Source organism: Yoonia sp. SDW83-1 (assembly GCF_046762885.1).
Lineage (GTDB): Bacteria > Pseudomonadota > Alphaproteobacteria > Rhodobacterales > Rhodobacteraceae > Yoonia.
Genome location: NZ_JBKQXO010000003.1, coordinates 167,465 through 191,208, shown reverse-complemented (window position 1 = coordinate 191,208; position 23,744 = coordinate 167,465). Strand labels below are relative to the sequence as shown.

The following is a 23,744-nucleotide window of genomic DNA, read 5'->3' as shown; positions in this document are numbered from 1 at the left end:
GGTCTAGACGTTGGGATAGCAGAAACTGTCGGTGGAACAGTCGCCCCCTTCCAGCCTGATCTGGTGACTGCGATACCCGTTCGGGAAATCGACCCAGAAATCGGTGTTCAGCGTCAGCCCCCCGTTTTCGCCCACATCGGCCATGACCATGGCGGCCCCGCGATCACCGGGATAGAACTGATCATCCCAGGTGGAATACAGCGAATTGGTCCAGTAGACCCGCTTGCCATCGCGGCTGATCTCGACCATTTGCGGGCCATAGCCGAACTCCTTGCCATTGGGGTGCTTGGTTTTCTTGACGATCCCGCCGATTTCCACCTTGCCCGCGAGCGTCGGATTCATCGGGTCGGACACATCGTACTGATGCATTTCACCCAAGCCCCAGCAGGCGACATAGAGGTATTTGTCGTCAAGGCTCAGGTCGATATCGGTGACCAGTGGCGGGCAGGCGCCAAAGCCTTTCAAAAGCTCGGGCAGATCATCCGCATCGGCAGGAACCGGATCAATCGTGATGGTCTTCTTGGCCTCGAACGTGCCGTCATCCTTGCGCCACCAGGTAAAGATCGCGCCTTGCAGATTGGTTGTATCCACCACCACCCCGCAGAACCCGTATTGCTTGGCCGGGTCATGGGCGGGTCGGATTTCCAGCGCCATCTGGTGGTTTTCGCCCAGATCGATGCTTTGCACGCATTTTCGGGCGCGCAGGTCCCAGAAATGAATGGTATGGCCGTATTTATTCGACAGCAGATCCTCTGCCACGATCCCGTTTTCGAATTGCGGCGGCAGGCCCCATTCGGAACTGACCATGTAGTCGCGGGGCAGGTTCCACCAGAAATCATAATGCTTGTCCTGAATGCCCCGGTCCATCTCGTACCGGCCCAGAATCTCGAAGGTCTCGCAATCCATGATGAAGATACCCGGCGGGCCGTCAGTGCCATCCTTGCCGCCGCCACCAAGGGTAGAGACATAGATGCCTTCTGGCCCGCAATGGATCGTGTGTGGGCGGGAATAGCCGGTTTTGGCGAACAGCTCCTCCGGTTCGATAATCTTATGAATCTTCGCCTTCAGCGGCTCTTTAACATCAATCACGTAAATCCGGCTGGACCGGATGCCGGGGATGATCAGATAGCGGCGTTCCAGAAACGCGTGGCCGGTCAGCGGTGACAGGGCCGACGAACAGGCGTTCCAGCCGAAATGGTGAAATTCATCGCCCTTGTTGGGCATGAAAAGGCTGTGCACGATCTGGCCATATGTCTTTGAATTCGGATCAACATCCACCACGGCAAGGCCGTCAGGCTGGCTGCCATCGGGGCTGAGCATCAGGGTGAAGGCCAGTGTTTCAACCGGTGCTTCCATGGCCATACGGGCCGTTGGATGGAACGTTGGATCGGGTCGTAAATTCATGCGATTTCCCCCCTCGCGTAAGTGCCGCCCGTGACGGGCGGAAAAACAGGCGCGCAACGTGTGACACAATCAACAACGGCAACGTCAAAAACAGTTGGGCGCATCAAAATGTACCACGGACCGGCGGCCTGATAATTCCCGGATACTGTCCGGGGCAGGGGTGACTTGGCAAGTCATTTGATCGGGGCGGGTTGCGGCGAACCCTTAACGGACGGTTCAGATTTCGACCGGGCGCTGTGTTAATCCTGGGGTTCGGCGTGTTGGGGTCCGACGCAAGTCCGACGTTTTGCCGACGCGATGCCGACCGGCCACTCTGGCAAAAACCCCTGTATTAACAGGTGATTCGCAAAAATGGAGTGCGGCGGGTGTTGCGTCCATGCGCAGCACCCACCGCGCGTTGCGTCACATCTCGATCCGGAACAGGGCAAAGCCTGTGTCAGACGTGCCAGCGGGCGCGATTTTCATGCCCGCCACATCATCGGCATAGGCCGCCCCTGCCGGGCCGGTTTCGAACATCAGCGTGGTGCCCGGCATCGGTTTGAACGACCAGTTGGCATCAGCCTTGGGATCGATCGTGCCCTGATCGACGATATAGCGCACGATCACATCGCGGTTGGTGTCGGGCCCTTCAAAGATGATCGTGTCGCCCGTGCCGGGGAAACTGCCCCCGCCAGAAGCGCGGTAATTGTTGGTGGCAATGATGAATTCCTGATCGGGATCAATGGGTTCGCCATTGAACTGCAGGTTCATGATCCGGTTGGCATCGGGGTTGATCACCGCCCCCTCGCGGTCGAATTTCGACGGCTGGGTCAGGTCGATCTGATAGGTCACCCCGTCCATCACATCGAAATTGTAGCTGGGGAAATCGGGGTTCAGCAGGACGGCATCCTGCGCGCCCGCATCCACCTGATTGAACATGCCCGCGCTGCGTTCCAGCCAATCCTTAACCTGCGCGCCCGTGACCTTAACCGCCCGTACAGTATTGGGATATAGATAAAGGTCCGCGACATTCTTGATCGCCACATCGCCGACGGGAACATCGGTGAAATATTCAGGCCCGCCGCGACCACCGGCCTTGAAGGGCGCGGCGGCAGACAGGATCGGCAGGCCCTCATAGGCGGTGCCGACCATCTGTTCCTCAATGTACCAGCGTTGGGCGTTGGACACGATCTGGACCGATGGATCATCGGCGACCAAAGCGAAGTAGGAATGCAGCGGGGCTGCGGTTTTGCCCACCGCAGTGCGCACGTAAGTCAATGTTTCTTCATGGATATCCTGGATCGAGTCCAGAACCGGCTGATAATCATCGACCAGCGCTGTGACGCTGCGATCCTCCTCGCGGCGGGAAATGGGCCGCGCCTCTGACGTGTGGGACAGGATGCGCCAGCTGTCGCCGTCGCGTTCCAGCAGCAGGTCGACCAGCCCCATATGGCTGCCCCAGAACCCGCCCATGACACCGGGTTTGCCGCCGATGGTCCCGGCGCCGACATCAACGCCAGCCCAGTCGTCATAGTTGGAGGACGGGAACACCAGATGGCTGTGCCCGGTCATGATCGCATCGATCCCGTCAACGGCGGCGAGCGGGATCGCGGCGTTTTCCATCCCGTCCTCGTGATCGGCAGCACCAATCCCCGAATGGGCCAAAGCGACAATGATATCAGCACCTTGCTCCTTCATCTGTGGCACATAGGCACGCGCGCTTTCGATGATATCGCGGGCCTGCACATTGCCTTCCAGATGCTTGCGGTCCCAGTTCATGATCTGCGGCGGGACGAACCCGATCAGGCCGATCTTGATCGGGTGGGTGTTGCCATCGCCATCCGTGATCTCGCGATCAAGGATCACGTAGGGCGGGACCAGCGTGGTGTCAGCGGTAGGTGACGCCCCCATCTCCTTGACAACATTGGCAGAAACGACGGGGAAGGCGGCGCCGGCCACGGATTTCATCAGGAACGAGATGCCATAGTTAAACTCATGGTTGCCAAGGGTCGAGGCATCGAACCCCAGCGTGTTCATCGCGGTGATGACAGGGTGCATATCGCCTTCCTTCATGCCCCGTTCATAGGCGATGTAATCGCCCATCGGATTGCCCTGCAGAAAGTCGCCATTGTCCAGCAGCATGGAGTTGGTCGACTCCGCGCGCACCCCTTCAATGATGCTCGCCGTGCGGCTCAGCCCGACAGTATCGACCTGCCGGTCGGCATAATAATCGTAAGGAAAAACATGGACATGCAGGTCGGTCGTTTCCATCAGACGCAGATGCGCCTGATTGGTTGCGGCGTTGACGGAAAACGGATGCATCGCGATCAGACCTGCCGATCCTGCGATGAAATGACGACGGTTTAGACGTAGCGACATGATAACCCCCAGAGTGTTGAATATGACATCAGTAGACATCTGTCTGGCCATTGTAACAAGCAGTTGGTGGTTGAAGATGTGGCGATCCGCCGTAAGCCATTGGTATGATTGATTTACCAGATATCGTGCTGTCGGCCCGGCAGCCGTGGGCCTAGGCCATTGTTGCCGGTTACAAGACCATTGAAAACAGGTCAGCCGGGTCAGTCAGGGCAGGGCGCATGACCAGCCGCCTGACCGCGATACATGCAAGCAACCGGCATGAAGCAAGCCGAATATGATTGGGCCGTATGGCGTCTGGAGCAACACGGTGTCAGCTGTCCCCGCCCCGAAATTCTGGTGCGCGGCGCCATCATCGGCGCTGTCTATTGGGTTGATATTGTTGCGAAAAGCGACAGCGAATGGTTCGAGGGGCAGATGGGGCTGGTGCTGAAAGATGCCGTGATGTGCGATCCGACCCCGGTCAACAACGAACGCGGATATTTTCAGTGGAAGCGAGCGGCGGCTCTTGCGCCCGTTAACCCTTGGATGGTGGAGTGGGGCAGCGATAAGGTAAGCTTGTTTGGGGATTTGGCGCCGTCCCGGAAAGGGGCACCAAAGGCGCCGTTTGGGGGTGGCAAGGCCAAGTAAGAAGGCCTTGCCAAATGTGAGTGTTTGAGCCGTTTATGGATCTGTTGCGTTGGCTGTTCCGCCGAAAACACCCAGCATCAAGACAGGTGCGCCAGCGCCCTCAACAATAAGATCACCTGATATCGCCCCGGCGATGTTTTCACCCTCTGCACCATAGAAATTACCGTCATAGGTGACGTCGCCGAATGTTACACCTTCTTCGAAGAACTGCTCATCGGATGTTAACGAGCCAGAGAAACCATTTCCCGTGATTGCGGTGTCTTCGAAGGTGACTGTTTCTGTCAGCAGGGGTTCATCGTCCAAAGGGTCATTTGTGAATGTTGCAAAACCTCCAATGCTGCTGTCGTCGAAGTCGGCAGTCAAATTGATGGTGCCTTCCAAACCGTCAAATCCTTCAGCAGGCGCATTGGGATCGGTATCCATGCCGTCATCTGGGCCGGAGTCGTTGATGTTTGTACCGAAGATAAATGCATTTCCGGTATAGGTCGCTGTTCCGGTCGTTGCCTGAATTAATGTCGGGTCAGTATCAAATCCAAAAACATCGAGAACGAAAGTATCGGTAGTGTTCGTTATCTCTGATGCCGCCACAATTGTAACCACCTCTTCAGTAGTCCCTAAATCAAAAAAGCTCGACAGGGCAGCGATATTCAATCCGACGAGGACGCTGTCACTTTCAAAACTGTAAAGCAGTGCTTCAGGTTCTTCCGGATCGATAACGCGTTCCAGCTGGTAGTCAGTTCCGTTAATTGTCAGCGTGACTTCAGTTTCATCATCATTGAACGCAATGGATACGTTTTGTGAACCAAGCTCAAAGCTATCCAATGTGAAAGGAATTTCTTCGCCGTCGGCATCTTCAAAGTCACCTCCGTTTGCAACGATCTGTGAGAAATCACCTTCTTGGTCATAGGACGGAGCGTTGCGGATTGTGAAAGTAACATTCCCTCGAGAAGTTTCACCAGCAACCGCAAATCCGCTGGAGGCCTGTGGTGTCACATTTGTTGGAGTTGGAGTGTCCGAATCTGATCCGGATGAGCCGCAGGCAACCAGCATGAGCAGGGCGGCAGTGCCCGCAAATAAATTCAGTCTTGTCATGTCTATCCTTTGTGTTGATGTGGTGCTTGATTTCAACAGCCAACACCTCGGCAATCCTCAGCTTGCCTTGTATACTCTTACGCACGCACAACGTTCGTTTAAGATACGTTAACTTTTGGGCAAACCGAAAAGGGATCGAGTGGGCAAGGTTTTGCCCAGCAAATTTCGTTTCTGAAACAATGATTTGGGTGCGAGCATTTTGTCGCGACTGCCTTGGTTTTCTAACGCCGAAACGAAAAAAGGCCGCCCAAAACAGAGCGGCCTTTTTAGTATATTTATTTGACGCTTAGTCTTCGTCTGTCTCTTCAGCCGGTGCTTCGGTCTCGACGCCCGCAGTTTCAGCCAGTTCTTCGTCGTCAGATGCTGCGGCACCGATATCGTCGAACAGTTCCTGAATTTCGAACTCGGCAGCGGCTTCTTCTTCGGCAGCGAGTTCCGCGATAGATTTGCCGGCTTCCTGCAGTTCGGCCTCTTCCGGGGACCGGGCCACGTTCAGAGTGATTGTCGCCTCGACTTCCGGGTGCAGGTGGACGACCACGTCATGCAGGCCCAGTTCCTTGATCGCACCGGACAGCACGACCTGTTTCTTGTCGATGCTGAAACCAGCCTCGGTCGCGGCTTCGGCGGCGTCACGGGTGGTGACAGAGCCGTAAAGCGAACCGGCGTCGGATGCGGAACGGATGACGATGAACTTCTGTCCGTCCAGCTTTGAGGCCAACGCATCGGCCTCTTTCTTGGTTTCGAGGTTGCGGGCTTCCATCTGGGCCTTTTCAGCCTCGAACCGGGCCATGTTGGCGGCATTCACGCGCAGCGCCTTGCCCTGCGGAAGAAGGTAGTTACGCGCATAGCCTTCCTTGACGGACACAACTTCGCCCATTTGGCCAAGCTTGGCGACGCGTTCAAGTAGAATGATTTCCATGATGCGTTCCTTACTTTACGGCGTAGGGCAGCAGGGCCAGGAAACGCGCACGCTTGATGGCTTGGGCCAAACGACGCTGGTTCTTGGCACCGACAGCGGTGATACGGGCGGGCACGATTTTGCCACGCTCAGAGATGTAGCGCTGCAGCAGGCGTGTGTCCTTGTAGTCGATCTTGGGGGCGTTATCGCCCTCGAACGGATCAGACTTGCGACGGCGGAAAAATGGTTTTGTTGCCATGATTTATGGTCCTTTCCTGATCAGCGGCGTTCGCGGCGGTCGCCACGTTCTTCGCGCTTTTGCATCTGTACCGAGGGGCCTTCTTCGTGGGCGTCGACCTTGATGGTCAGCACGCGCATGACGTCTTCATGCAGGCGCATCAGGCGTTCCATTTCCTGCACGGCAGGGGCAGGTGCATCAGTGCGCAGAAAGGCATAATGCCCCTTGCGGTTCTTATTGATCTTGTAGGCCATCGTCTTGACGCCCCAATATTCGTTTTCCAAGAGCTTGCCGCCGTTGTCGGCAAGAACGGTTCCGAAATGTTCGATGAGGCTTTCAGCTTGCGTGTTGGAAAGATCCTGACGCGCAATCATGACATGCTCGTATAGCGGCATGCTTACTCCAGTTCATATATCGGCGCATTTCAAAGAGAGGGGCGGTGACACCTTCTGCACCCCACCCACGAGAGACTGCGCAGTTCATAACGTTCGCAGAAGGATGCGGCCTTATACAGCCCATTTTCGGCCATGCAACCCTTGTGTTCGTGGCGTTGCGGTAACAATCGCAGATTTCTTAACGATGCCTTGACCTTGCCCATTTATGGCCGTGATTGCCGACCATCAAATAATCTGGAAGCGGGCAAGGAGCGCCGGGATGAGCAATACGAACGTCTCAGTACAGAAAAAGCACCAGCGGCTGGCAAGGCCGTCTACCTTCGAAGTCGAAGACACCTATTGGGGATATATCGTGCGATCCGGTCGTGGTCCGTCCCTGGGCGTGATGCTGTCGCAAGTCCTGTCGTTCTTTTTCGGTGCCTGTTTTCTGACGGCCGGTTTCGGTATTCTGATCATGCCAACCATGATGTTTGACGGCGACTTGGGCGTGTTCCGCGTCGGCACGGCGACCTTGTTTGGTGCTGTTGCCGCCTATCTTTTGTGGTTTGCCAGCCGTGGAACACGGACGGAACTGCATGTCGACAACAGCGTTGGTGAAATCCGCGAGATGATCTGCAACCGGGCGGGCAACCCGACGACCGTTGGATGCTATGGTTTTGACAGCATCGGCGGCGTGTTTCTGGACTACAACGAAGACACGGGCATGAGCAATCTGGTGCTGCGCTATCGTAACACCACCCAGACTGTCCCCGTGGCCGAAGGAAGCGAGGCGCAACTGATCGGCCTGCGCGACCGTTTGGGGCATGATCTGATGGTTGTACCGCAGACACTGCGCGAATTGGCAGCCTGATACGGTCTGCCGAACACAATTTGTTCGAAATTGCAGGATTGCCTTGTCGCAGGCAACGCTATCTCTAAGGGTCATAACGCTCACCTTTGGAGATATGCGATGAAAACGATGCTCACTGCCGCGACACTTTTTGCAACCAGCTTTGCCGCCCCGGCTTTTGCCTCTGCTGAGGATTATGTGCTGGATGCAAGCCACAGCCAGATCCTGTTCAGCTACAACCACCTGGGTTATTCAACGACCTGGGGCATGTTCTCGGGGTTTGAGGGTACCATTTCGTTCGATCAGGAAGACCCTGGCGCTTCTTCTGTTAGCGTGTCGTTCCCCGTGCGCAGCATGTTTACCGGCTGGGAAGCACGGTTTGACCATTTCATGGGCGAGGATTTCTTTGGCGCCGGTGAGGACGAGATGGTCACATTCACATCCACCAATATCGAAGTGACCGGCGATGACACTGCCATGATCACAGGTGACCTGACCCTGAACGGGATTACCAAATCAATCGTTCTGGATGCCAAGCTGAATCAGACAGGCATGCACCCGATGGCCGAAAAAGAATGGGCCGGTTTTGATGCAACTACCACGCTGGTCCGGTCCGATTTCGAGGTGGGAAGTTTCGCCCCATTTGTCAGCGACGAGGTCGAGGTGATGATTTCCGTTGAGGCGATGAAAGCCGAATAATCCCTGACGAATATAAGATGAGAGGCCCTGCAGTATCACCTGCGCGGCCTTTTTTTTATTCGGCACCCCGGGTGGCTGTCAGGTTGATATCGACGATCACCGGGAAGCCCAGATTGGTTTCATCATTCATGCTTTGCCCGATGCCGAAGTCACGCCGGTCGAGGGCGAGTTGGCCGGTCATCGTGGCGGTATCGTCAGCGATATCCAGCGTGAAGGGAAGGGTGACGGGTACAGTGTTGTCTTTTATTGTCAGCGTTCCATCGGCCACATAGTCCGTTTCGGCCGCTGTGATATCGGCCTGAAACGTTGCGGTCGGAAAGGTTTCCGCGTTAAAGAAGTCAGCCCCCATCGCCTGATTGGTGACCGAGCCGAGGGTCAGGGACGTAATTGCGACGGTTGTGGTTACATCGCCCAGAGCGCCGGTGCCGTTCGGATCAAAGCTGATGGCTGCGGTCCAGTCGCCGAAACTGCCCTGAACCGCGCTTCCCAGTTGCGTTACGGTGATTGCCAGGGTGCCGTCTGTCACGGTCCATTCAGAGGCAACCTCTGCCAGCTCGGGGCCGGTGCTGCCTTCCTCATGAGTGAATAGGCCAGCGGCGGCCCCTGCGCCTGTTGCGAGGCCAAAAATGACGATGGCGGTGATGGGCGCAAACAGGCTGCCCGCATGTGCCTGTACGGCTGGCGTTTCGCGTTGGCCGAACCACATGCGGCGCAGCGTGGCGTCCTTATCAACAATCTGGTGTTTGAGGGCGCCCGCTATATGCAGCAGGACCGCGGCGACCATGATCTTGCTCCAAATCCAGTGCAGTGATGCAAAGAGTTCCGACACGCTTTCGCTTTTCGGGACCAGCGGCAAATCCTGACCGATGGGCAGCAGGAGCGGGGCGAATCCGCTGGTCGCGGCGTGGTGTATCCAGCCGGTCAGCGGCACCGCCACCAGTGAGAGGTAGAGCAGCCAGTGGACCAGCTCGGCCAGCATTGTTTCGCCTTTGCGATCCGGATGCAGCCCGCCGGGTTTGGTTTGGGTCAGCGCCCAAAGGATCCGGCCAAGCGCCACAACGAAAATGATCACCCCAAGCGTTTTGTGAAAGGAAAAGAGCTGCGCCTTCAGCGCCAGCTGTTCGTTTGTTTCATAAGGTAGCCGGTTGGCAATCGCACCAAGCGGGATCACCGTCAGAACCAGCAAGGCTGTCAGCCAATGGAATATCTTGGTCACGGTTCCATAGGTTGTTTGGCTGTTTGTCGCTGGCATCGTTTTCTCCCGTACTGGTTGACCGGACGCTAACACTGTCGGTGTGGCGGGCCTAGTACCCTGTTTTGCGCATGGCCTGTGCGCGGCTGATCAGTTTGCAGTGCGCTTGTGCGGCGGTCGCGAGCAGGGTAAGCCAAGGACAAGAAACAAGAATGACAGGAGGGGGCCCATGCGGGCATTCGTATTTCCGGGCCAGGGAGCGCAGGCGATTGGCATGGGCAAGGCGCTGGCTGATGCCTATCCGGCCGCCAGGGCGGTGTTTGATGAAGTTGATGACGCGCTGGGCCAAGATTTGTCCGGCATGATCTGGGAAGGCGATATTGCCGACCTGACCCTGACGCGCAATGCCCAGCCCGCGTTGATGGCGACCTCGTTGGCAGTGATGCGCGCGCTGGATGCTGAGGGCGTTTCGAATACCGCAGCATCCTTTGTGGCCGGTCATTCGCTGGGTGAGTATTCCGCCCTTGCCGCTGCTGGCGCGTTGAGTGTGGCGGACACCGCCAAACTGTTGCGGACCCGCGGAACAGCCATGCAAGAGGCTGTTCCAGTGGGTGTCGGGGCTATGGCTGCTCTGCTGGGTCTGGATTTTGAGACAGCCCGCGCCGTGGCCGAAGAAGCGGCTGAGGGCGAGGTGTGTGAGGCGGCCAACGACAATGATCCCGCGCAGGTGGTTGTATCCGGCCACAAGGCGGCGGTGGAACGTGCCGTTGAGATTGCCAAGGAAAAAGGGGCTAGGCGCGCGGTTCTGCTGCCGGTCAGCGCACCTTTCCATTGTAGCTTGATGGCCCCGGCTGCTGACGTGATGTCGCATGCACTGGAAGACGTTCGGATCGTGGCCCCGCAGGTGCCGCTGGTGGCCAATGTATCCGCTGAAGCGGTGACCGATCCGGCAGAGATCCGGACGCTACTGATCAAACAGGTCACGGGTTCGGTGCGTTGGCGTGAAAGTGTGGCCTATATGGCTGCGGAAGGTGTGACCGAGGTTTACGAGATTGGAGCAGGCAAGGCGCTTTCCGGGATGGTAAAGCGGATTGATCGCGCCGTCACAGCAAGCGCGGTTGGCACGCCGGAAGACGTTGTTGCTGCAGTCGTCGCCATAAATGCATAAAGAAGGGGTCATATATGTTTGATTTGACGGGAAAGAATGCGCTAGTCACCGGTGCGTCGGGCGGTATCGGTGCAGCAATTGCGACAGGCCTGCACGCTGCTGGTGCCACGGTCGCGCTGTCTGGTACACGGGTTGATCCGCTGGAAGCGCTGGCCGCAGAATTGGGCGAGCGCGCCCATGTGTTGCCGTGCAACCTGAGCGATGCCGAAGCTGTAAATGCCCTGCCGAAGCAGGCCGCCGATGCGATGGGCTCCGTTGATATTCTGGTGAATAATGCTGGCATCACCCGCGACAATATCTTCATGCGGATGTCGGATGAGGAATGGGCATCGGTGCTGGAGGTCAACCTGACCTCGACCATGCGCCTATGCAAGGGCGTGATCCGCGGCATGATGAAGTCGCGTTGGGGCCGGATCGTGAATATATCGTCTGTCGTGGGTGCCACAGGCAATCCGGGGCAGGCGAATTATGCTGCGTCCAAGGCGGGTATGGTGGGAATGTCGAAATCCATCGCCTATGAGGTCGCCAGCCGAGGTATTACCGTCAATTGTGTGGCGCCGGGCTTTATTACAACGGCCATGACCGACAAGTTGACCGACGATCAGAAGTCCGGAATTCTTGCGCAAGTTCCCGCTGGACGGATGGGTGACGCCGACGAGATTGCGGCTGCCGTACTGTATCTTTCAAGCCCTGAAGCAGCTTATGTCACCGGTACCACCTTGCATGTGAACGGTGGCATGGCCATGTTCTGACCGGGCGGCGCGAAACCGTTTGCCTGAGCGGAATTCTCTGATATAGGCCACGCAGATTTGCCGAAAGGTGCATGTATCTCACGTCAGTCAGTGAATGCGCAGATTGGTGAAGCCCCTTGTGGGGCACGAAGACGGGCTGACGCCCAAAGGTAAAAACGGGTGCAAACCCAGAAAGACAAGAGGAATTGACATGAGCGACGTTGCTGACCGCGTGCGCAAGATCGTTGTAGAACATCTTGGTGTTGAAGAAGACAAAGTGACGGAATCTGCGTCCTTCATTGATGATCTTGGTGCTGACAGCCTGGACACAGTCGAACTGGTCATGGCCTTTGAAGAAGAATTCGGCATTGAAATCCCTGATGATGCTGCCGAGACCATCCAGACATTTGGTGATGCGGTGAAGTTCATCAACGGCGCCCAGTAAGCGCTAGACGATCGTTTCAGAGCGGCGTCCCCTGCGGGCGCCGTTTTTTTGTGTCTTGCCGGTTTCGCGCGCGGTGACATTCTTTGAGACCTTGCGCACGACGCCTTGCCGCAATGTGGTTTTGAAGTTGATACCGGAATAGTGTGAATTGCTCCACTGTACGGTTCCTGCAATCCATTCATCAAATATCAGAATGCTGATCGCGCTTTTTTCTGTAAGCGGTGTCGCGGTGTCTTGTGCAAGCTTGGCCCCATATCCGCTGATGTCGTGAAGCACGCCGTATTTTGTTTGATCGTTGATCATATACGTCGTTTCGAATTTCGCCGGATGCCGCTTGGTCCGGCGGCGTCGCAGCGCAATCCATGCCGAAATTACCTTGGTCCCCGCGATGCCAGCTATGATGATGGTTGAGACGACAAGGATATTGGTTGGGTCGAGAACCTCTTTGGCGGCGTTACGCAGAACCTCTGCCGCGCTATCATCGCTGTCTGGCCGTGCTGTTGCGGCATCGGCTGCGATCTGGCTTTCAGTGCAGCGCATATCGCCGAGGAATCTTCCGACCGCCTGTAAGTCCGCCTGGACCTCCGGGTTGTTGAAGAAGACCCGGACCTGCAATGGGTCATCAATGCTCGCGCGCTGCACCAGTGCCCGTGTGTTTCGCATGAATCGGGCGAATGTCGCTCCCTTGCCAGTCAGCGGACCCGACCCTATTGCGTTTTCGACCTGCCGGTCGGCAATCACACTGAGTTGGGCGCGCAAGAAGCGTATGTCAGACACGTACATTGGAGAGAGTGTATCGCGTGCAAGCCTGGTTTGGACTGCGTGTAGATTATCGACCGCATCAATGACGGCGCAGTTTGCCCGTGCCATGTTCGCCATGCTGCACAGGCATATCACAACAGTCAGAACGGCGGTTAGTGATCGCATCGTCGTCTCCGGGCCGGTATTGGTTTTCGAGTTAAACGCCAAGCGTTAATGGCCGGTGAAATGCTGCAGGCGGTGACTGGCTGGAATGATCCGCCCGCCCTTGCCCCTTAGCCGCAGGCTGGGGTATCAGTGGTGCCAAATACGCCAAGAGGTGAGGGCAGAATATGCGTCGCGTAGTAGTAACAGGCCTTGGACTGGTGACACCCCTTGCGGATGGGGTGGACCCAAGTTGGGAGCGGATACTGGACGGGCAGTCCGGGGCCGGGCGTATCACGGGATTCGATCCCAGCCGTCTGACAACACAATATGCCTGCGAGGTGCCTTTGGGCGACGGAACCGATGGCACCTTTAATGCTGATAAGTATCTGGAGCCCAAGGAGCAGCGGAAAGTTGATACCTTTATCCTGTTCGGCATGGCCGCCGCGGAGCAGGCGATTACCGATGCAGGCTGGGCCCCCGAAGACCGCGAGAGCCTTGAGCGGACAGGGGTCATGATCGGGTCGGGGATTGGTGGTTTGAATTCCATCGCCAATACCGCCGTGATGATGGCCGAAAAGGGCCCCCGCCGTGTTTCACCGTTCTTTGTGCCGGGCGCGCTGATCAACCTGATTTCCGGTCAGGTGTCGATCAAATACGGCTTCCGTGGCCCCAATCACGCTGTTGTCACCGCCTGTTCGACCGGTGCCCATGCGATTGGCGATGCGTCCCGGTTGATCCAGCATGGCGATGCAGATGTGATGATCGCCGGGGGTGCGGAAGCTGCCATTTGCGAGATCGGGATTGCCGGGTTCAACGCCTGCAAGGCGCTGAGCACGGAACATAACGATGATCCGACCAAGGCCAGCCGCCCATGGGACAAGGACCGTGACGGGTTTGTCATGGGTGAGGGTGCGGGTATTGTAGTGTTGGAGGAATATGAACACGCCAAGGCGCGCGGTGCCCGGATTTATGCCGAGGTGCTGGGTTACGGGCTGAGCGGTGATGCGTACCATATCACGGCACCGCCCCCCGATCATGAAGGCGCCGAGCGCGCTATGCGTGCCGCCTGCCGCAACGCCGGTATCGAGCCGAGCCAGATTGATTACGTGAATGCCCATGGCACATCGACCATGGCTGACACGATTGAGTTGGGGGCTGTCGAACGGCTGGTCGGACCCGAGGCCGCCGCAAAACTGACAATGTCTTCGACGAAATCCGCCACGGGCCACCTGTTGGGCGCTGCAGGCGCGATTGAGGCCATATTTTCGATCCTTGCTATTCGCGATCAGGTTGCCCCGCCAACGATCAATCTGGATAATCCTGATGTCGAGACCGAGGTTGATCTATGCGCCAATGCCAAGCATGAGCGCCGGATCGATGTCGCCTTGTCAAATTCCTTTGGCTTTGGTGGCACGAATGCCAGCGTCGTCTTTGGGAAAGTTGACTAATGTGGCGCCATATCGCGGCCAACGCGTTGACCTTTCTGATTGTCGCCCTGTTCCTGTTGGTGGGGGCCGTCAGCTGGGGCACAAGCCAGTATCGTAGCGCCGGGCCGTTGGAGCAGGCGATGTGCCTGCAGGTTCCATCCGGGTCGAATATGCGGTCGCTTGCCGCGCAATTGGAGGAAAAGGGCGCTGTTACCTCGCCCGTGATATTTCGGATGGGTGCGGATTATTCCGACAAATCCCGTTTGTTGAAGGCTGGGAGTTTTCGGGTTCCTGAAAATGCCTCCATGGAGGACATTGTTGATATCGTCACCAAGGGCGGTCGCAACACCTGCGGGACGGAAGTAATTTACCGGGTTGGTGTGAACCGGACGCTGGTGGATGTCCGCGAGTTGGATCCTGCCACGAACCGCTTTGTCGAGATCGTGAGTTTTAACGCGGAAGATCTGGAAGTGCCTGCTGAATATGCAGAAATACGCCAATCTGCTGATACGACATATCGTGTGACTGTCGCGGAAGGCGTGACGAGTTGGCAGGTGGCCTATGCCTTGGGCGAGTTGGATGTTCTGCGCACCGATGTCACCGAGACCCCGCCGGAAGGGTTCCTGGCCCCTGGCAGTTATGACCTGCGTGAGGGTGAAGCGGTTTCGTCAATCCTTGATCAGATGCAGTCCGCGCAGGAAGAGATACTGGCGGAAGCATGGGCATCTCGCGCCGATAATCTGCCAATTTCGACACCGGAAGAGGCGCTGATCCTAGCCAGTATTGTTGAAAAGGAAACCGGTGTGGCCGAGGAGCGCCGTCAGGTGGCGAGTGTCTTTGTGAACCGCCTGAACCGCGGGATGCGGCTGCAGACTGACCCAACGGTGATCTATGGCATTACCCAAGGCGAAGGTGTTCTGGGGCGCGGATTACGCCAGAGTGAGCTGCGCGCTGCGACGCCTTGGAACACCTATGTGATCGAAGGCTTGCCGCCAACGCCGATTGCCAACCCGGGCCGGGCCAGCATTGAGGCGGCCCTGAATCCCGACACGACGGATTACATTTTCTTTGTTGCTGACGGGACCGGTGGCCATGCGTTTGCGACCAATCTTGATGATCACAATCGCAATGTCGCCCGCTGGCGCGAGATCGAGGCCGAACGCGCAAGCGATGGTTAAGTTTTTGTAAAAGTTAATAGTTTCTGAAGTCACCGTCGCGCTCACAACCCCAGATTGATTGACTTTACACAAGGCGAAGTCGTAGTTTCGCCTGGCTAGAAGACGTGGTTTTGCAGGCTTTTGCGGCTACGGCTCTCGACTGTAACGGAAGCATCCTTACAGGCCACTAAATCATGAATGAATTGAACGTACGGGCCGTTGCAGGCCCAGATGAGACGCTTGAGCGTTTGACTGAGGTTTCCCGGTTGTTTGCCAGTATTCACGGTGCCCTTGATCAGGCGATTGGGACTTTTGAAGCTTCGGGCGGCGAGAATTCGCAGGCCGTTATTGCCAAATTGAATGAATTAGAGGCTGCGCATCGCAGGGTGGTGGCGATTGAGGAGGCAATTCATGCTTACCAAGGAAAACCTGTCGGCGTCGATGACACTGATTTCGAAGCAGTTCGCGCTGAGATCGGGGGCCAGCTTGATCGCCTCCGTGCTGCCATCGCGGCAGAAAAGCTTTCTGGCGACACTGACCTCTGAGCAACTTGCCGCGCTGCCATATCTGTTTGATTTCTGGGCAATGCCGCATCAGGTGCCACCAGATGGCGACTGGCGTACATGGGTGATCCTGGGTGGGCGTGGTGCTGGTAAGACCCGTGCCGGGGCCGAGTGGGTGCGGAGCATGGTTGAAGGACCCCGTCCGGAGGTCCCCGGTGCGGCGCACCGTGTTGCGCTTATCGCCGAGACGATTGAGCAGGCGCGCGAGGTCATGGTGTTTGGCGAAAGTGGCATCATGGCGGTGTCGCCACCGGATCGCCGGCCGGAATGGGTGCCGGGCCGCCGGATGTTGATCTGGCCGAATGGTGCGACCGCGCAGTTGTTTTCGGCGCATGAGCCGGAAAGCCTGCGTGGCCCGCAATTTGACGCCGCCTGGGTTGATGAGTTGGCCAAGTGGCGGCGTGGGGCAGAGACATGGGATATGCTGCAGTTTGGACTGCGGTTGGGGGATGATCCGCGTGCTTGCGTGACCACAACACCCCGCCGCAATGGGGCCTTGCGTGATGTGTTGGCGCGGCCATCCACGGTGGTGACCCATGCCCCGACTCAGGCCAATCGTGCCAATTTAGCAGAAAGCTTTCTGACAGAGATCGAGGCGCGTTACGGCGGCACCTCGCTTGGTCGTCAGGAGATTGAGGGTGCTTTGATTGAGGATGTCGAAGGTGCGTTGTGGCGGGCGCGACAATTGGCGGATTGTCAGTTGGCGGACTTTCCGACCCTTGATCGCGTGGTGGTCGCCATTGATCCACCCGGGACATCGCATGCGGGTTCCGATGATTGCGGTATCGTTGTGGCGGGGGTTACGATGGCGGGTCCTGTTCAGGACTGGCGCGCCTATGTTCTGGCAGATCTGACGCGTGGTGCGGCCAGCCCGACGGACTGGGCGCAAGCTGCCATTGATGCCATGGACCATTATGATGCCGACCGGTTGGTTGCCGAGGTGAACCAGGGTGGCGATATGGTGGAGGCTGTCGTCAGGCAGATTGATCCGCTGGTGTCCTATCGATCTGTTCATGCCTCAAAGGGGAAGTCGGCGCGGGCTGAACCCATTGCAGCCCTTTATGAACAAGGTCGCATATTCCATGCGCGTGGATTGGGCGCGCTGGAGGACCAGATGTGCCAGATGACCACCCGGGGATTCGATGGAAAAGGTTCACCAGACCGCGTCGATGCATTGGTCTGGGCGTTGCATGATCTGATGATTGAACCGGCTGTGAAATGGCGTAACCCCAGTATACGCGGGCTTTGACGGTGTTGCGGAGGGCACCGTGCGGTGCTGTTCCGGCTTCGTAATCATTTGGATGCAAATTGTTTTTCATGGATCGCAGACGGTCATGACCGACTGGCCCAAGCGACTGGCACCGAGGAGTTTTGGATGTTTGAATTTTTGAGCCGTGCGAAGCCGGACGAGGCGCCGACCGAGGTGAAAGCCTCGGCCACGGGTCGCGTGCTGGCGATGTCCGGTGCCGGTCGTGTGGCCTGGTCCCCGCGTGATGTGGTGTCACTGACCCGGGCCGGATTCATCGGCAATCCGATTGGGTTTCGCGCTGTTAAGTTGATTGCCGAGGCAGCCGCCGCTTTGCCGGTCGTGTTGCAGGATGCTGAGCGGCGCTATGACACTCATCCGGTGCAGGCTTTGTTGGCGCGCCCGAACGGAGGACAAGGCCGGGCGGAACTGCTGGAAGCCCTGTTCGGTCAGGTTCTGCTGACAGGCAATGGCTATGTTGAGGCCGTCGCCGATGATGCGCTGCCGGTCGAAATGCATGTTTTGCGGTCGGACCGGATGCAGGTTGTGCCCGGCCCCGATGGTTGGCCTGTGGGTTACGAATATCATGTCAATGGCCGCAAGCATCGCTTTGCCGTCACCGATGGGTTGAGCCCGATTTGCCATATCAAGAGTTTTCATCCGCAGGACGATCATTACGGGTTTTCGGCGTTGCAGGCGGCGGCAAGTGCGATTGACGTCCACAATGCCGCATCGCGGTGGTCAAAGGCGTTGCTGGATAACGCCGCCCGTCCGTCTGGTGCGATTGTCTATCGCGGAGCGGATGGTCAGGCATCTTTGAGTGCCGACCAGTATGACCGGCTGCTGGGCGAAATGGAGACCCAGCACCAAGGCGCCCGGAACGCTGGCCGCCCGATGTTGCTGGAAGGGGGATTGGATTGGAAGCCGATGGGTTTTTCACCCTCTGACATGGAGTTTCAGAAAACCAAAGAGGCGGCGGCGCGTGAGATTGCCATTGCTTTTGGCGTCCCGCCGATGCTGCTGGGTATTCCGGGTGATGCCACCTATGCAAATTATCAGGAGGCAAACCGTGCCTTCTATCGCCTGACTGTTTTGCCACTGGCCACACGGGTGATGAGTGCATTGGCCGACTGGCTGTCGGATTTCAGCGGTGAACGCATCGAGTTGCGGCCTGATCTGGATCAGATCCCTGCACTGTCGGCCGAACGGGATGCCCAATGGCGGCGCGTGAGTGAGGCGTCATTCCTGACTGATGCTGAGAAGCGCAGTTTGCTGGGCCTGCCCGCGCTGGAGGTTGGCGATGGATAACAAGGTTGTTGATTTGAAGGGCCAGCCGCGTCAACCGACGCAACCGCCGGTGTCTGATTTCTGGTTTGCCCAGGTGGATGTGCGATTAGGCCGGATTGAGTTCATGGTGTCGCGGTTGGAGTGGCAGATTTGGCTAATCGTTTGTGGCTGCGCCGGCCTGTTGGTTTTCGAGATTGTCAAAGCGCTAAGCGGGAGACCCCTATGAATTTGGAACACAAGTTTTGCCAGCTCGGCGCGGATGTCACAGTGACGGATGGCACGATTATCAGTGGTTATGCATCACTGTTCGGCAAGTCAGACCAAGGCGGCGATATCGTGGAGCCCGGTGCCTATGAGGCGTCGCTGGCCAAGGGCCGTCAGGTCAAAATGCTTTGGCAGCATGATCCGGCCCAACCGATTGGCGTCTGGGATGAGGTGCGTGAGGATGCCAAGGGCCTCTGGGTCAAGGGCCGGTTGCTGACCGATGTCGCCAAGGGCCGCGAGGCGGCATCGCTGATCGGGGCAGGGGCGATTGATGGCTTGTCCATTGGTTACCGCACGGTGAAGGCCCGCAAGGACGACAAGGGCGGACGCCTATTGTCAGAGCTGGAGCTTTGGGAAGTGTCGCTGGTGACGTTTCCGATGCTTCCTGATGCGCGCGTGGGGGCCAAGGGGGATGACCCGGCGGAGACCACGATGCGTGACCTGGCCGCTGCATTCGAGAATGCACGCCTGATGATGGCACGGGACTAACCCCGCCAAACCACAATCAAAGGATCGATTGATGACCAAGACTGAGACCAAGTCTCGGGCCGGGGAAGATGTGTCTCCTGCCCAGGAACTGAGCGCGGCGATTGCCGGGTTCATGAGTGAATTCAAAGACTTTTCCCACGGCGTGAATGCCAAACTTCAAAAACAGGATGACCGGATGAATAAGCTGGATCGAAAGACGATGATGAATGCCCGCCCTGCGCTGGCCGCTGCCGCCGCTGAGGACGCGCCACATCAGAAGGCCTTTGCTGCCTATCTGCGGTCAGGCGATGACGATGCGCTGCGTGGCCTTGATCTGGAAGGCAAGGCGCTGAGCACGGCTGTTGCCGCGGATGGCGGTTATCTGGTGGACCCGCAGACGGCGGACCGCATCCAGAGCACGCTGAGTTCGACCGCGTCGATCCGCGCGATTGCCAATGTGGTAAATGTTGATGCGACATCCTTTGACGTGTTGGTCGATCATTCCGAGCTGGGTGCTGGTTGGGCCACTGAGGCGAGTGCTGTTGCTGAAACAGATACCCCGCAGATCGAGCGGATTTCGATCCCGCTGCACGAGCTGTCGGCCCTGCCCAAAGCGTCGCAGCGGCTGCTGGATGACAGCGCCTTTGACATCGAGGGTTGGTTGGCTGGCCGGATCGCGGACAAGTTCGCGCGCTCTGAGGCCAATGCGTTTATCAATGGTGATGGCGTTGATAAGCCAACCGGTATTCTGACTTATCCCACCGTGGATGACGAAAGCTGGGCCTGGGGCAGCCTTGGGTATGTGCCGTCGGGGACCGCGGGGGGTATCACGCGCGCTGATGCGATTGTCGATCTGGTCTATGCGCTGGGTGCTGAATATCGCGCCAACGCCACGTTTGTGATGAATTCCAAGACCGCTGGTCATGTCCGCAAGCTGAAGGACAATGATGGTCGCTTTGTCTGGGTCGATGGTCTGGCTGTTGGTGAGCCGGCCCGTTTAATGGGCTATCGCGTTCTGATTTCCGAAGACATGCCGGATATCGACACCGATACGATGGGCATTGCCTTTGGTGATTTTACCGCCGGTTACACCGTTGCCGAGCGCCCTGATCTGCGCGTGCTGCGCGATCCGTTCTCGGCCAAGCCGCATGTGCTGTTCTATGCCACCAAACGTGTCGGCGGTGCGGTGAGCGATTTTGCTGCGATCAAGCTGTTGAAATTCGCAGTCAGCTAACCCTGACCGTGATGGGGCCACCTTGACCGGTGGTCCGACCCCGGGCGCATGTCAGGCAATCCCCGCATTGTCTAGCTGCTCCCTTCCGTCCGAGCAATGCGGGGGCGTTTTGCGCCCGGGGAACCCCAGGACGAACAGTGATTTTCGGAGTAGTTCCATGATGTTAGTCGAAGAGACCACCGTGCCGCAATTGGCGCTGCCGGTCGCACAATTCAAAGACCATATGCGCCTTGGTTCGGGCTTCGCCGATGATGGAGTGCAAGATCCGGTTCTGGAAAGCTATCTGCGCGCGAGCATGGCGGCGATCGAGGCCCGGACCGGGAAAATCCTGATCGAACGGGAGTTCAGTTGGACGCTGACCGCCTGGCGGGATGAGCGCAGACAACCGCTGCCGGTTGCGCCGGTGAATGCGATTACAGCGGTGATGCTGATCGACATGAATGGTGACGAGACCTTTGCGGATAGTGATGCGTGGTACTTGGAGCCAGACAGTCAGCGCCCCGCTGTCAAGGCAGCGTCAGCCTGTTTGCCAGCAGTGCCGGTGAATGGCTCGGTCCGTATCGGGATGCTGGCGGGGTTTGGCCCTGAATGGGGTGATCTGCCTGCAGATCTTGGCCAGGCTGTGATGATGCTGGCCGCCCACTATTATGAGTATCGTCATGATGTATCCCATGGCACCCCCGCTATGCCCTTTGGTGTTTCGTCGCTGATCGAGCGTTATCGTACGGTGCGGTTGTTCATGGGTGGCCGGGTATGAGCAGCCCGCATCTGAACAGATCGCTGGTTCTGGAGGCGCCGATGCGCATATCGGACGGCGCGGGCGGCTTTACACGCGATTGGCAGCCGCTTGGTGTGCTGTGGGCGCAGGTTAAGCCGGGATCGGGCAAGGAGGCAGCCGCCTTTGCCGCGACGGTTTCCCGCGTGCCGCTGAAGATCATCGTGAGGGCCGCACCCTATGGCACCCCGTCACGTCCGGTAGCTGGGCATCGGTTTCGCGAGGGCGACCGTCTGTATCATATCAATGCTGTTGCGGAGAAGGACGCGCATGCCCGCTATCTGACCTGCTTTGCTGAAGAGGAGGTGGCGTCATGAGCTATGGCGTTGCGGCGGCATTGCAGACCGCGATTTATCAAACGCTGTCCACTGATCCCGGTCTGGCGGCCTTGGTCGGAACATCGATCTTTGACGCCCTGCCATCCGGCACCCTGCCGCCCCTTTACATTGTATTGGGGTCCGAGGATGCGCGAGACGCATCAGACAAAACCGGCGGTGGTGCAGTGCATGAGTTCACCGTCACAATTGTGACCGAGAGTGCCGGTTTCGCCTCGGCCAAGGTGGCCGCTGCGGCGGTGTCTGACGCGCTTGTCAACGCCGATCTGGTGTTGTCGCGCGGCGCGTTGGTGTCCTTGAATTTCTACAAGGCGAAGGCCGCCCGTGTTGGCACGGGTGATGTCCGCCAGATCAACCTGATTTTTCGTGCCCGCGTGGCGGATGACACGTAACCGAGACCTTTGAAGGAGTAACGCCGATGGTGGCCCAGAACGGAAAAGACCTGCTGATCAAGATCGATATGACAGGTGACGGATTGTTTGAAACGGCGGCGGGGCTACGTGCGACCCGCATCAGTTTCAATGCCGAAAGCGTTGATGTGACCAGTCTCGAAAGCTCTGGCGGCTGGCGTGAATTGCTGGGTGGTGCCGGCGTCAAGACGGCCTCGATCTCGGGCTCTGGTGTGTTCAAGGACGAATCCACCGATGAGCGGGCGCGCCAGATATTCTTTGACGGTGAAGTGCCGGACTTTCAGGTCATCATCCCGGACTTCGGGACTGTTGAGGGGCCTTTTCAGATCACGTCGATTGAATATGCGGGTTCGCATAATGGCGAGGCCACGTATGAGCTGGCGCTGGCGTCGGCGGGTGCATTGACGTTCACGGCGTTGATCTGATGGCGAACCCCTGGACGGGCGAGGTGACGGTGCAGATTGATGGCAAGCCATGCGTCTGCAAGCTGACGTTGGGTGCGCTTGCCGAGTTGGAAGGCAGCCTTGGCGAAGGCTCTCTTGTTGAACTGATCCGTCGTTTTGAGGGGGGGGCATTTTCGGGGCGCGATGTAATGGCGGTCATAGTTGCCGGGTTGCGAGGTGGCGGCTGGATTGGGACGGCGTCGGATCTGATTGCCGCCGAGATCGAAGGCGGGCCTGTGGGCGCGGCCAAGGCCGCCGCAACCTTGCTGGCCCGTGCGTTTGCCCCGCCATCATGATCGGTTTGGATTGGCCGGGTCTGATGCGTGCCGGGTTGTATGGCCTGCGTCTGACCCCGGCCGAGTTCTGGGCGCTGACCCCTGCGGAGCTGCAACTGATGCTGGGCCTGAGTAAGGCGCAAGTCGCCATGGGCCGTAGCCGTCTTGATGAATTGCAGGCGCGATTCCCTGACACACCAAAGGATGTGAAAAATGGATGATTTGGACAAGCTTGATGCGCTGGAAAGCGATGTCAGCGCGTTGGAGCGGACGCTGGGAGATACGGCGACCATGACCGCTGCCTTCGACGATCAGTTGCGCGGGATGCAGGGCGCGCTGAATGAAACGACACGCGATCTGGGTAATCTGGAACGTGGATTTTCGAACGGCCTGCGTCGCGCCTTCGATGGTCTGGTGCTTGATGGCAAGAACCTGTCGGATGTGTTGAGTGGTCTGGCCACATCCATGATCGACACTGCTTACTCTGCCGCGACCCGACCCGTTATGGATCATTTTGGCGGTGTGCTGGCCGATGGTCTGAATGCGGCTGTGTCGAGCATGACGCCGTTTGCTGATGGTGCCCCATTTTCGCAAGGGCGTGTCATGCCCTTTGCCAAAGGCGGTGTTGTCAGCGGTCCGATGACTTTTCCAATGCAAGGCGGCACTGGACTGATGGGTGAGGCGGGGCCGGAAGCGATCATGCCATTGTCGCGCGGGGCCGACGGGCGTTTGGGTGTGCGCACCCAAGGCAGCGGATCGGTCACGGTCAACATGAACATATCAACCCCGGATGCCCACGGATTTCAGCGCAGTCAGGGGCAGATAGCCACACAGATGGCGCGCGCCTTGGGCCGCAGTCAGCGTAATCGGTAAGGGAG

Annotated in this window: 28 protein-coding genes; 20 read left to right on the top strand and 8 right to left on the bottom strand. The window is 57.9% G+C overall.

Features of this window, described 5'->3' with window-relative positions:
- Positions 1 to 3 precede the first annotated feature (3 nt).
- Both ACFWW4_RS05110 and ACFWW4_RS05105 read right to left on the bottom strand, forming a co-directional pair.
- Positions 4 to 1,404 (bottom strand): selenium-binding protein SBP56-related protein, encoded by a 1,401-nt coding sequence (locus ACFWW4_RS05110; RefSeq protein WP_411889870.1) that lies wholly within the window; start codon positions 1,402 to 1,404, stop codon positions 4 to 6.
- A gap of 402 nt (positions 1,405 to 1,806) precedes the next feature.
- Positions 1,807 to 3,762 carry a bifunctional 2',3'-cyclic-nucleotide 2'-phosphodiesterase/3'-nucleotidase gene (locus tag ACFWW4_RS05105; protein WP_411889869.1) on the bottom strand — a complete coding sequence of 652 codons (1,956 nt, stop codon included), beginning with the start codon at positions 3,760 to 3,762 and terminating at the stop codon, positions 1,807 to 1,809.
- Between the two features lie 243 nt (positions 3,763 to 4,005).
- On the opposite strand from ACFWW4_RS05105, the gene ACFWW4_RS05100 reads away from it, so the two are divergent.
- Positions 4,006 to 4,389, top strand: coding sequence for a hypothetical protein (locus tag ACFWW4_RS05100; protein ID WP_411889868.1), 384 nt, complete (start codon positions 4,006 to 4,008; stop codon positions 4,387 to 4,389).
- Between the two features lie 33 nt (positions 4,390 to 4,422).
- Here the strand turns inward: ACFWW4_RS05100 and ACFWW4_RS05095 are convergent, their stop codons facing one another.
- From ACFWW4_RS05095 to rpsF, 4 genes are all read right to left on the bottom strand, one after another.
- Positions 4,423 to 5,481, bottom strand: a complete 1,059-nt coding sequence (locus ACFWW4_RS05095; RefSeq protein ID WP_411889867.1) for a transferrin-binding protein-like solute binding protein — start codon at positions 5,479 to 5,481, stop codon at positions 4,423 to 4,425.
- Between the two features lie 286 nt (positions 5,482 to 5,767).
- Positions 5,768 to 6,400, bottom strand: coding sequence for a 50S ribosomal protein L9 (rplI, locus tag ACFWW4_RS05090; protein WP_411889866.1), 633 nt, complete (start codon positions 6,398 to 6,400; stop codon positions 5,768 to 5,770).
- Between the two features lie 10 nt (positions 6,401 to 6,410).
- Entirely contained in the window at positions 6,411 to 6,638 is a 228-nt protein-coding gene (rpsR, locus tag ACFWW4_RS05085; protein ID WP_393926335.1) for a 30S ribosomal protein S18, read from the bottom strand.
- A 20-nt stretch (positions 6,639 to 6,658) separates the two neighbouring features.
- Positions 6,659 to 7,012, bottom strand: a complete 354-nt coding sequence (gene rpsF, locus ACFWW4_RS05080) for a 30S ribosomal protein S6 (protein ID WP_108387027.1) — start codon at positions 7,010 to 7,012, stop codon at positions 6,659 to 6,661.
- 259 nt (positions 7,013 to 7,271) lie between these two features.
- On the opposite strand from rpsF, the gene ACFWW4_RS05075 reads away from it, so the two are divergent.
- Both ACFWW4_RS05075 and ACFWW4_RS05070 read left to right on the top strand, forming a co-directional pair.
- A complete protein-coding gene (locus ACFWW4_RS05075) occupies positions 7,272 to 7,862 on the top strand; it encodes a hypothetical protein (RefSeq protein ID WP_411889865.1) in 591 nt (196 codons plus the stop codon).
- Positions 7,863 to 7,961: 99 nt separating this feature from the next.
- Complete coding sequence (locus tag ACFWW4_RS05070; RefSeq protein WP_411889864.1) at positions 7,962 to 8,540, top strand: YceI family protein; 579 nt, start codon at positions 7,962 to 7,964, stop codon at positions 8,538 to 8,540.
- Positions 8,541 to 8,595: 55 nt separating this feature from the next.
- Here ACFWW4_RS05070 and ACFWW4_RS05065 read toward each other — a convergent pair whose 3' ends face one another.
- Complete coding sequence (locus ACFWW4_RS05065) at positions 8,596 to 9,792, bottom strand: cytochrome b/b6 domain-containing protein (protein WP_411889863.1); 1,197 nt, start codon at positions 9,790 to 9,792, stop codon at positions 8,596 to 8,598.
- Between the two features lie 169 nt (positions 9,793 to 9,961).
- On the opposite strand from ACFWW4_RS05065, the gene fabD reads away from it, so the two are divergent.
- The 3 genes from fabD to ACFWW4_RS05050 all read left to right on the top strand — a co-directional run bounded on the left by fabD (position 9,962) and on the right by ACFWW4_RS05050 (position 12,076).
- Positions 9,962 to 10,900 (top strand): ACP S-malonyltransferase, encoded by a 939-nt coding sequence (fabD, locus tag ACFWW4_RS05060; protein ID WP_411889862.1) that lies wholly within the window; start codon positions 9,962 to 9,964, stop codon positions 10,898 to 10,900.
- Between the two features lie 14 nt (positions 10,901 to 10,914).
- Positions 10,915 to 11,652, top strand: coding sequence for a 3-oxoacyl-[acyl-carrier-protein] reductase (gene fabG, locus ACFWW4_RS05055; RefSeq protein ID WP_411889861.1), 738 nt, complete (start codon positions 10,915 to 10,917; stop codon positions 11,650 to 11,652).
- A gap of 190 nt (positions 11,653 to 11,842) precedes the next feature.
- Complete coding sequence (locus tag ACFWW4_RS05050; RefSeq protein ID WP_393926324.1) at positions 11,843 to 12,076, top strand: acyl carrier protein; 234 nt, start codon at positions 11,843 to 11,845, stop codon at positions 12,074 to 12,076.
- A 3-nt stretch (positions 12,077 to 12,079) separates the two neighbouring features.
- Here ACFWW4_RS05050 and ACFWW4_RS05045 read toward each other — a convergent pair whose 3' ends face one another.
- The gene (locus tag ACFWW4_RS05045; protein ID WP_411889860.1) at positions 12,080 to 13,003 is read right to left on the bottom strand and encodes a hypothetical protein; all 924 of its coding nucleotides are present in this window, start codon (positions 13,001 to 13,003) and stop codon (positions 12,080 to 12,082) included.
- A gap of 164 nt (positions 13,004 to 13,167) precedes the next feature.
- Between ACFWW4_RS05045 and fabF the strand changes: the two genes are divergently transcribed.
- From fabF to ACFWW4_RS04975, 14 genes are all read left to right on the top strand, one after another.
- Positions 13,168 to 14,430 carry a beta-ketoacyl-ACP synthase II gene (gene fabF, locus ACFWW4_RS05040; RefSeq protein WP_411889859.1) on the top strand — a complete coding sequence of 421 codons (1,263 nt, stop codon included), beginning with the start codon at positions 13,168 to 13,170 and terminating at the stop codon, positions 14,428 to 14,430.
- On the top strand, positions 14,430 to 15,587 hold the full coding sequence (gene mltG, locus ACFWW4_RS05035) for an endolytic transglycosylase MltG (protein ID WP_411889858.1): 1,158 nt from the start codon (positions 14,430 to 14,432) through the stop codon (positions 15,585 to 15,587). Before fabF ends, mltG begins: the two co-directional genes overlap by 1 nt.
- A gap of 173 nt (positions 15,588 to 15,760) precedes the next feature.
- Positions 15,761 to 16,111: a hypothetical protein gene (locus ACFWW4_RS05030; RefSeq protein WP_411889857.1), complete on the top strand. Its 351-nt coding sequence runs from the start codon at positions 15,761 to 15,763 to the stop codon at positions 16,109 to 16,111.
- Complete coding sequence (locus ACFWW4_RS05025) at positions 16,008 to 17,378, top strand: DNA-packaging protein (RefSeq protein WP_411890003.1); 1,371 nt, start codon at positions 16,008 to 16,010, stop codon at positions 17,376 to 17,378. Before ACFWW4_RS05030 ends, ACFWW4_RS05025 begins: the two co-directional genes overlap by 104 nt.
- Positions 17,379 to 17,504: 126 nt before the next feature.
- Positions 17,505 to 18,683, top strand: coding sequence for a phage portal protein (locus ACFWW4_RS05020; protein ID WP_411889856.1), 1,179 nt, complete (start codon positions 17,505 to 17,507; stop codon positions 18,681 to 18,683).
- A gap of 201 nt (positions 18,684 to 18,884) precedes the next feature.
- Entirely contained in the window at positions 18,885 to 19,415 is a 531-nt protein-coding gene (locus ACFWW4_RS05015) for an HK97 family phage prohead protease (protein WP_393926310.1), read from the top strand.
- Between the two features lie 31 nt (positions 19,416 to 19,446).
- A complete protein-coding gene (locus tag ACFWW4_RS05010; RefSeq protein ID WP_393926308.1) occupies positions 19,447 to 20,628 on the top strand; it encodes a phage major capsid protein in 1,182 nt (393 codons plus the stop codon).
- A 157-nt stretch (positions 20,629 to 20,785) separates the two neighbouring features.
- Positions 20,786 to 21,385 carry a head-tail connector protein gene (locus tag ACFWW4_RS05005; protein WP_411889855.1) on the top strand — a complete coding sequence of 200 codons (600 nt, stop codon included), beginning with the start codon at positions 20,786 to 20,788 and terminating at the stop codon, positions 21,383 to 21,385.
- Positions 21,382 to 21,720 (top strand): phage head closure protein, encoded by a 339-nt coding sequence (locus tag ACFWW4_RS05000; RefSeq protein WP_411889854.1) that lies wholly within the window; start codon positions 21,382 to 21,384, stop codon positions 21,718 to 21,720. The genes ACFWW4_RS05005 and ACFWW4_RS05000 overlap by 4 nt, the downstream gene beginning before the upstream one ends.
- Complete coding sequence (locus ACFWW4_RS04995) at positions 21,717 to 22,130, top strand: DUF3168 domain-containing protein (RefSeq protein ID WP_411889853.1); 414 nt, start codon at positions 21,717 to 21,719, stop codon at positions 22,128 to 22,130. Before ACFWW4_RS05000 ends, ACFWW4_RS04995 begins: the two co-directional genes overlap by 4 nt.
- A 26-nt stretch (positions 22,131 to 22,156) precedes the next feature.
- On the top strand, positions 22,157 to 22,573 hold the full coding sequence (locus tag ACFWW4_RS04990; RefSeq protein ID WP_393926300.1) for a phage major tail protein, TP901-1 family: 417 nt from the start codon (positions 22,157 to 22,159) through the stop codon (positions 22,571 to 22,573).
- Positions 22,573 to 22,887 carry a gene transfer agent family protein gene (locus ACFWW4_RS04985; protein WP_411889852.1) on the top strand — a complete coding sequence of 105 codons (315 nt, stop codon included), beginning with the start codon at positions 22,573 to 22,575 and terminating at the stop codon, positions 22,885 to 22,887. Before ACFWW4_RS04990 ends, ACFWW4_RS04985 begins: the two co-directional genes overlap by 1 nt.
- Positions 22,884 to 23,087, top strand: a complete 204-nt coding sequence (locus tag ACFWW4_RS04980; RefSeq protein ID WP_393926297.1) for a rcc01693 family protein — start codon at positions 22,884 to 22,886, stop codon at positions 23,085 to 23,087. The genes ACFWW4_RS04985 and ACFWW4_RS04980 overlap by 4 nt, the downstream gene beginning before the upstream one ends.
- On the top strand, positions 23,080 to 23,739 hold the full coding sequence (locus tag ACFWW4_RS04975; protein ID WP_411889851.1) for a phage tail tape measure protein: 660 nt from the start codon (positions 23,080 to 23,082) through the stop codon (positions 23,737 to 23,739). The genes ACFWW4_RS04980 and ACFWW4_RS04975 overlap by 8 nt, the downstream gene beginning before the upstream one ends.
- Positions 23,740 to 23,744: the final 5 nt, after the last annotated feature.

Excerpts from the sequence above, each read along its gene's own strand:
- ACFWW4_RS05100 (WP_411889868.1), top strand. The coding sequence starts at position 4,006 with ATGCAAGCAACCGGCATGAAGCAAGCCGAATATGATTGGGCCGTATGG.
- ACFWW4_RS05070 (WP_411889864.1), top strand. The coding sequence starts at position 7,962 with ATGAAAACGATGCTCACTGCCGCGACACTTTTTGCAACCAGCTTTGCC.
- ACFWW4_RS05110 (WP_411889870.1), bottom strand. The coding sequence starts at position 1,404 with ATGAATTTACGACCCGATCCAACGTTCCATCCAACGGCCCGTATGGCC.
- ACFWW4_RS05095 (WP_411889867.1), bottom strand. The coding sequence starts at position 5,481 with ATGACAAGACTGAATTTATTTGCGGGCACTGCCGCCCTGCTCATGCTG.
- ACFWW4_RS05030 (WP_411889857.1), top strand. The coding sequence starts at position 15,761 with ATGAATGAATTGAACGTACGGGCCGTTGCAGGCCCAGATGAGACGCTT.
- ACFWW4_RS05025 (WP_411890003.1), top strand. The coding sequence starts at position 16,008 with ATGACACTGATTTCGAAGCAGTTCGCGCTGAGATCGGGGGCCAGCTTG.
- rplI (WP_411889866.1), bottom strand. The coding sequence starts at position 6,400 with ATGGAAATCATTCTACTTGAACGCGTCGCCAAGCTTGGCCAAATGGGC.
- fabF (WP_411889859.1), top strand. The coding sequence starts at position 13,168 with ATGCGTCGCGTAGTAGTAACAGGCCTTGGACTGGTGACACCCCTTGCG.
- ACFWW4_RS05105 (WP_411889869.1), bottom strand. The coding sequence starts at position 3,762 with ATGTCGCTACGTCTAAACCGTCGTCATTTCATCGCAGGATCGGCAGGT.
- ACFWW4_RS05050 (WP_393926324.1), top strand. The coding sequence starts at position 11,843 with ATGAGCGACGTTGCTGACCGCGTGCGCAAGATCGTTGTAGAACATCTT.
- ACFWW4_RS05045 (WP_411889860.1), bottom strand. The coding sequence starts at position 13,003 with ATGCGATCACTAACCGCCGTTCTGACTGTTGTGATATGCCTGTGCAGC.
- ACFWW4_RS04975 (WP_411889851.1), top strand. The coding sequence starts at position 23,080 with ATGGATGATTTGGACAAGCTTGATGCGCTGGAAAGCGATGTCAGCGCG.
- ACFWW4_RS05015 (WP_393926310.1), top strand. The coding sequence starts at position 18,885 with ATGAATTTGGAACACAAGTTTTGCCAGCTCGGCGCGGATGTCACAGTG.
- fabG (WP_411889861.1), top strand. The coding sequence starts at position 10,915 with ATGTTTGATTTGACGGGAAAGAATGCGCTAGTCACCGGTGCGTCGGGC.
- mltG (WP_411889858.1), top strand. The coding sequence starts at position 14,430 with ATGTGGCGCCATATCGCGGCCAACGCGTTGACCTTTCTGATTGTCGCC.
- ACFWW4_RS05005 (WP_411889855.1), top strand. The coding sequence starts at position 20,786 with ATGATGTTAGTCGAAGAGACCACCGTGCCGCAATTGGCGCTGCCGGTC.
- fabD (WP_411889862.1), top strand. The coding sequence starts at position 9,962 with ATGCGGGCATTCGTATTTCCGGGCCAGGGAGCGCAGGCGATTGGCATG.
- ACFWW4_RS04980 (WP_393926297.1), top strand. The coding sequence starts at position 22,884 with ATGATCGGTTTGGATTGGCCGGGTCTGATGCGTGCCGGGTTGTATGGC.
- ACFWW4_RS05020 (WP_411889856.1), top strand. The coding sequence starts at position 17,505 with ATGTTTGAATTTTTGAGCCGTGCGAAGCCGGACGAGGCGCCGACCGAG.
- ACFWW4_RS04985 (WP_411889852.1), top strand. The coding sequence starts at position 22,573 with ATGGCGAACCCCTGGACGGGCGAGGTGACGGTGCAGATTGATGGCAAG.
- rpsF (WP_108387027.1), bottom strand. The coding sequence starts at position 7,012 with ATGCCGCTATACGAGCATGTCATGATTGCGCGTCAGGATCTTTCCAAC.
- ACFWW4_RS04990 (WP_393926300.1), top strand. The coding sequence starts at position 22,157 with ATGGTGGCCCAGAACGGAAAAGACCTGCTGATCAAGATCGATATGACA.
- ACFWW4_RS05065 (WP_411889863.1), bottom strand. The coding sequence starts at position 9,792 with ATGCCAGCGACAAACAGCCAAACAACCTATGGAACCGTGACCAAGATA.
- ACFWW4_RS05075 (WP_411889865.1), top strand. The coding sequence starts at position 7,272 with ATGAGCAATACGAACGTCTCAGTACAGAAAAAGCACCAGCGGCTGGCA.
- ACFWW4_RS05010 (WP_393926308.1), top strand. The coding sequence starts at position 19,447 with ATGACCAAGACTGAGACCAAGTCTCGGGCCGGGGAAGATGTGTCTCCT.
- ACFWW4_RS05000 (WP_411889854.1), top strand. The coding sequence starts at position 21,382 with ATGAGCAGCCCGCATCTGAACAGATCGCTGGTTCTGGAGGCGCCGATG.
- rpsR (WP_393926335.1), bottom strand. The coding sequence starts at position 6,638 with ATGGCAACAAAACCATTTTTCCGCCGTCGCAAGTCTGATCCGTTCGAG.
- ACFWW4_RS04995 (WP_411889853.1), top strand. The coding sequence starts at position 21,717 with ATGAGCTATGGCGTTGCGGCGGCATTGCAGACCGCGATTTATCAAACG.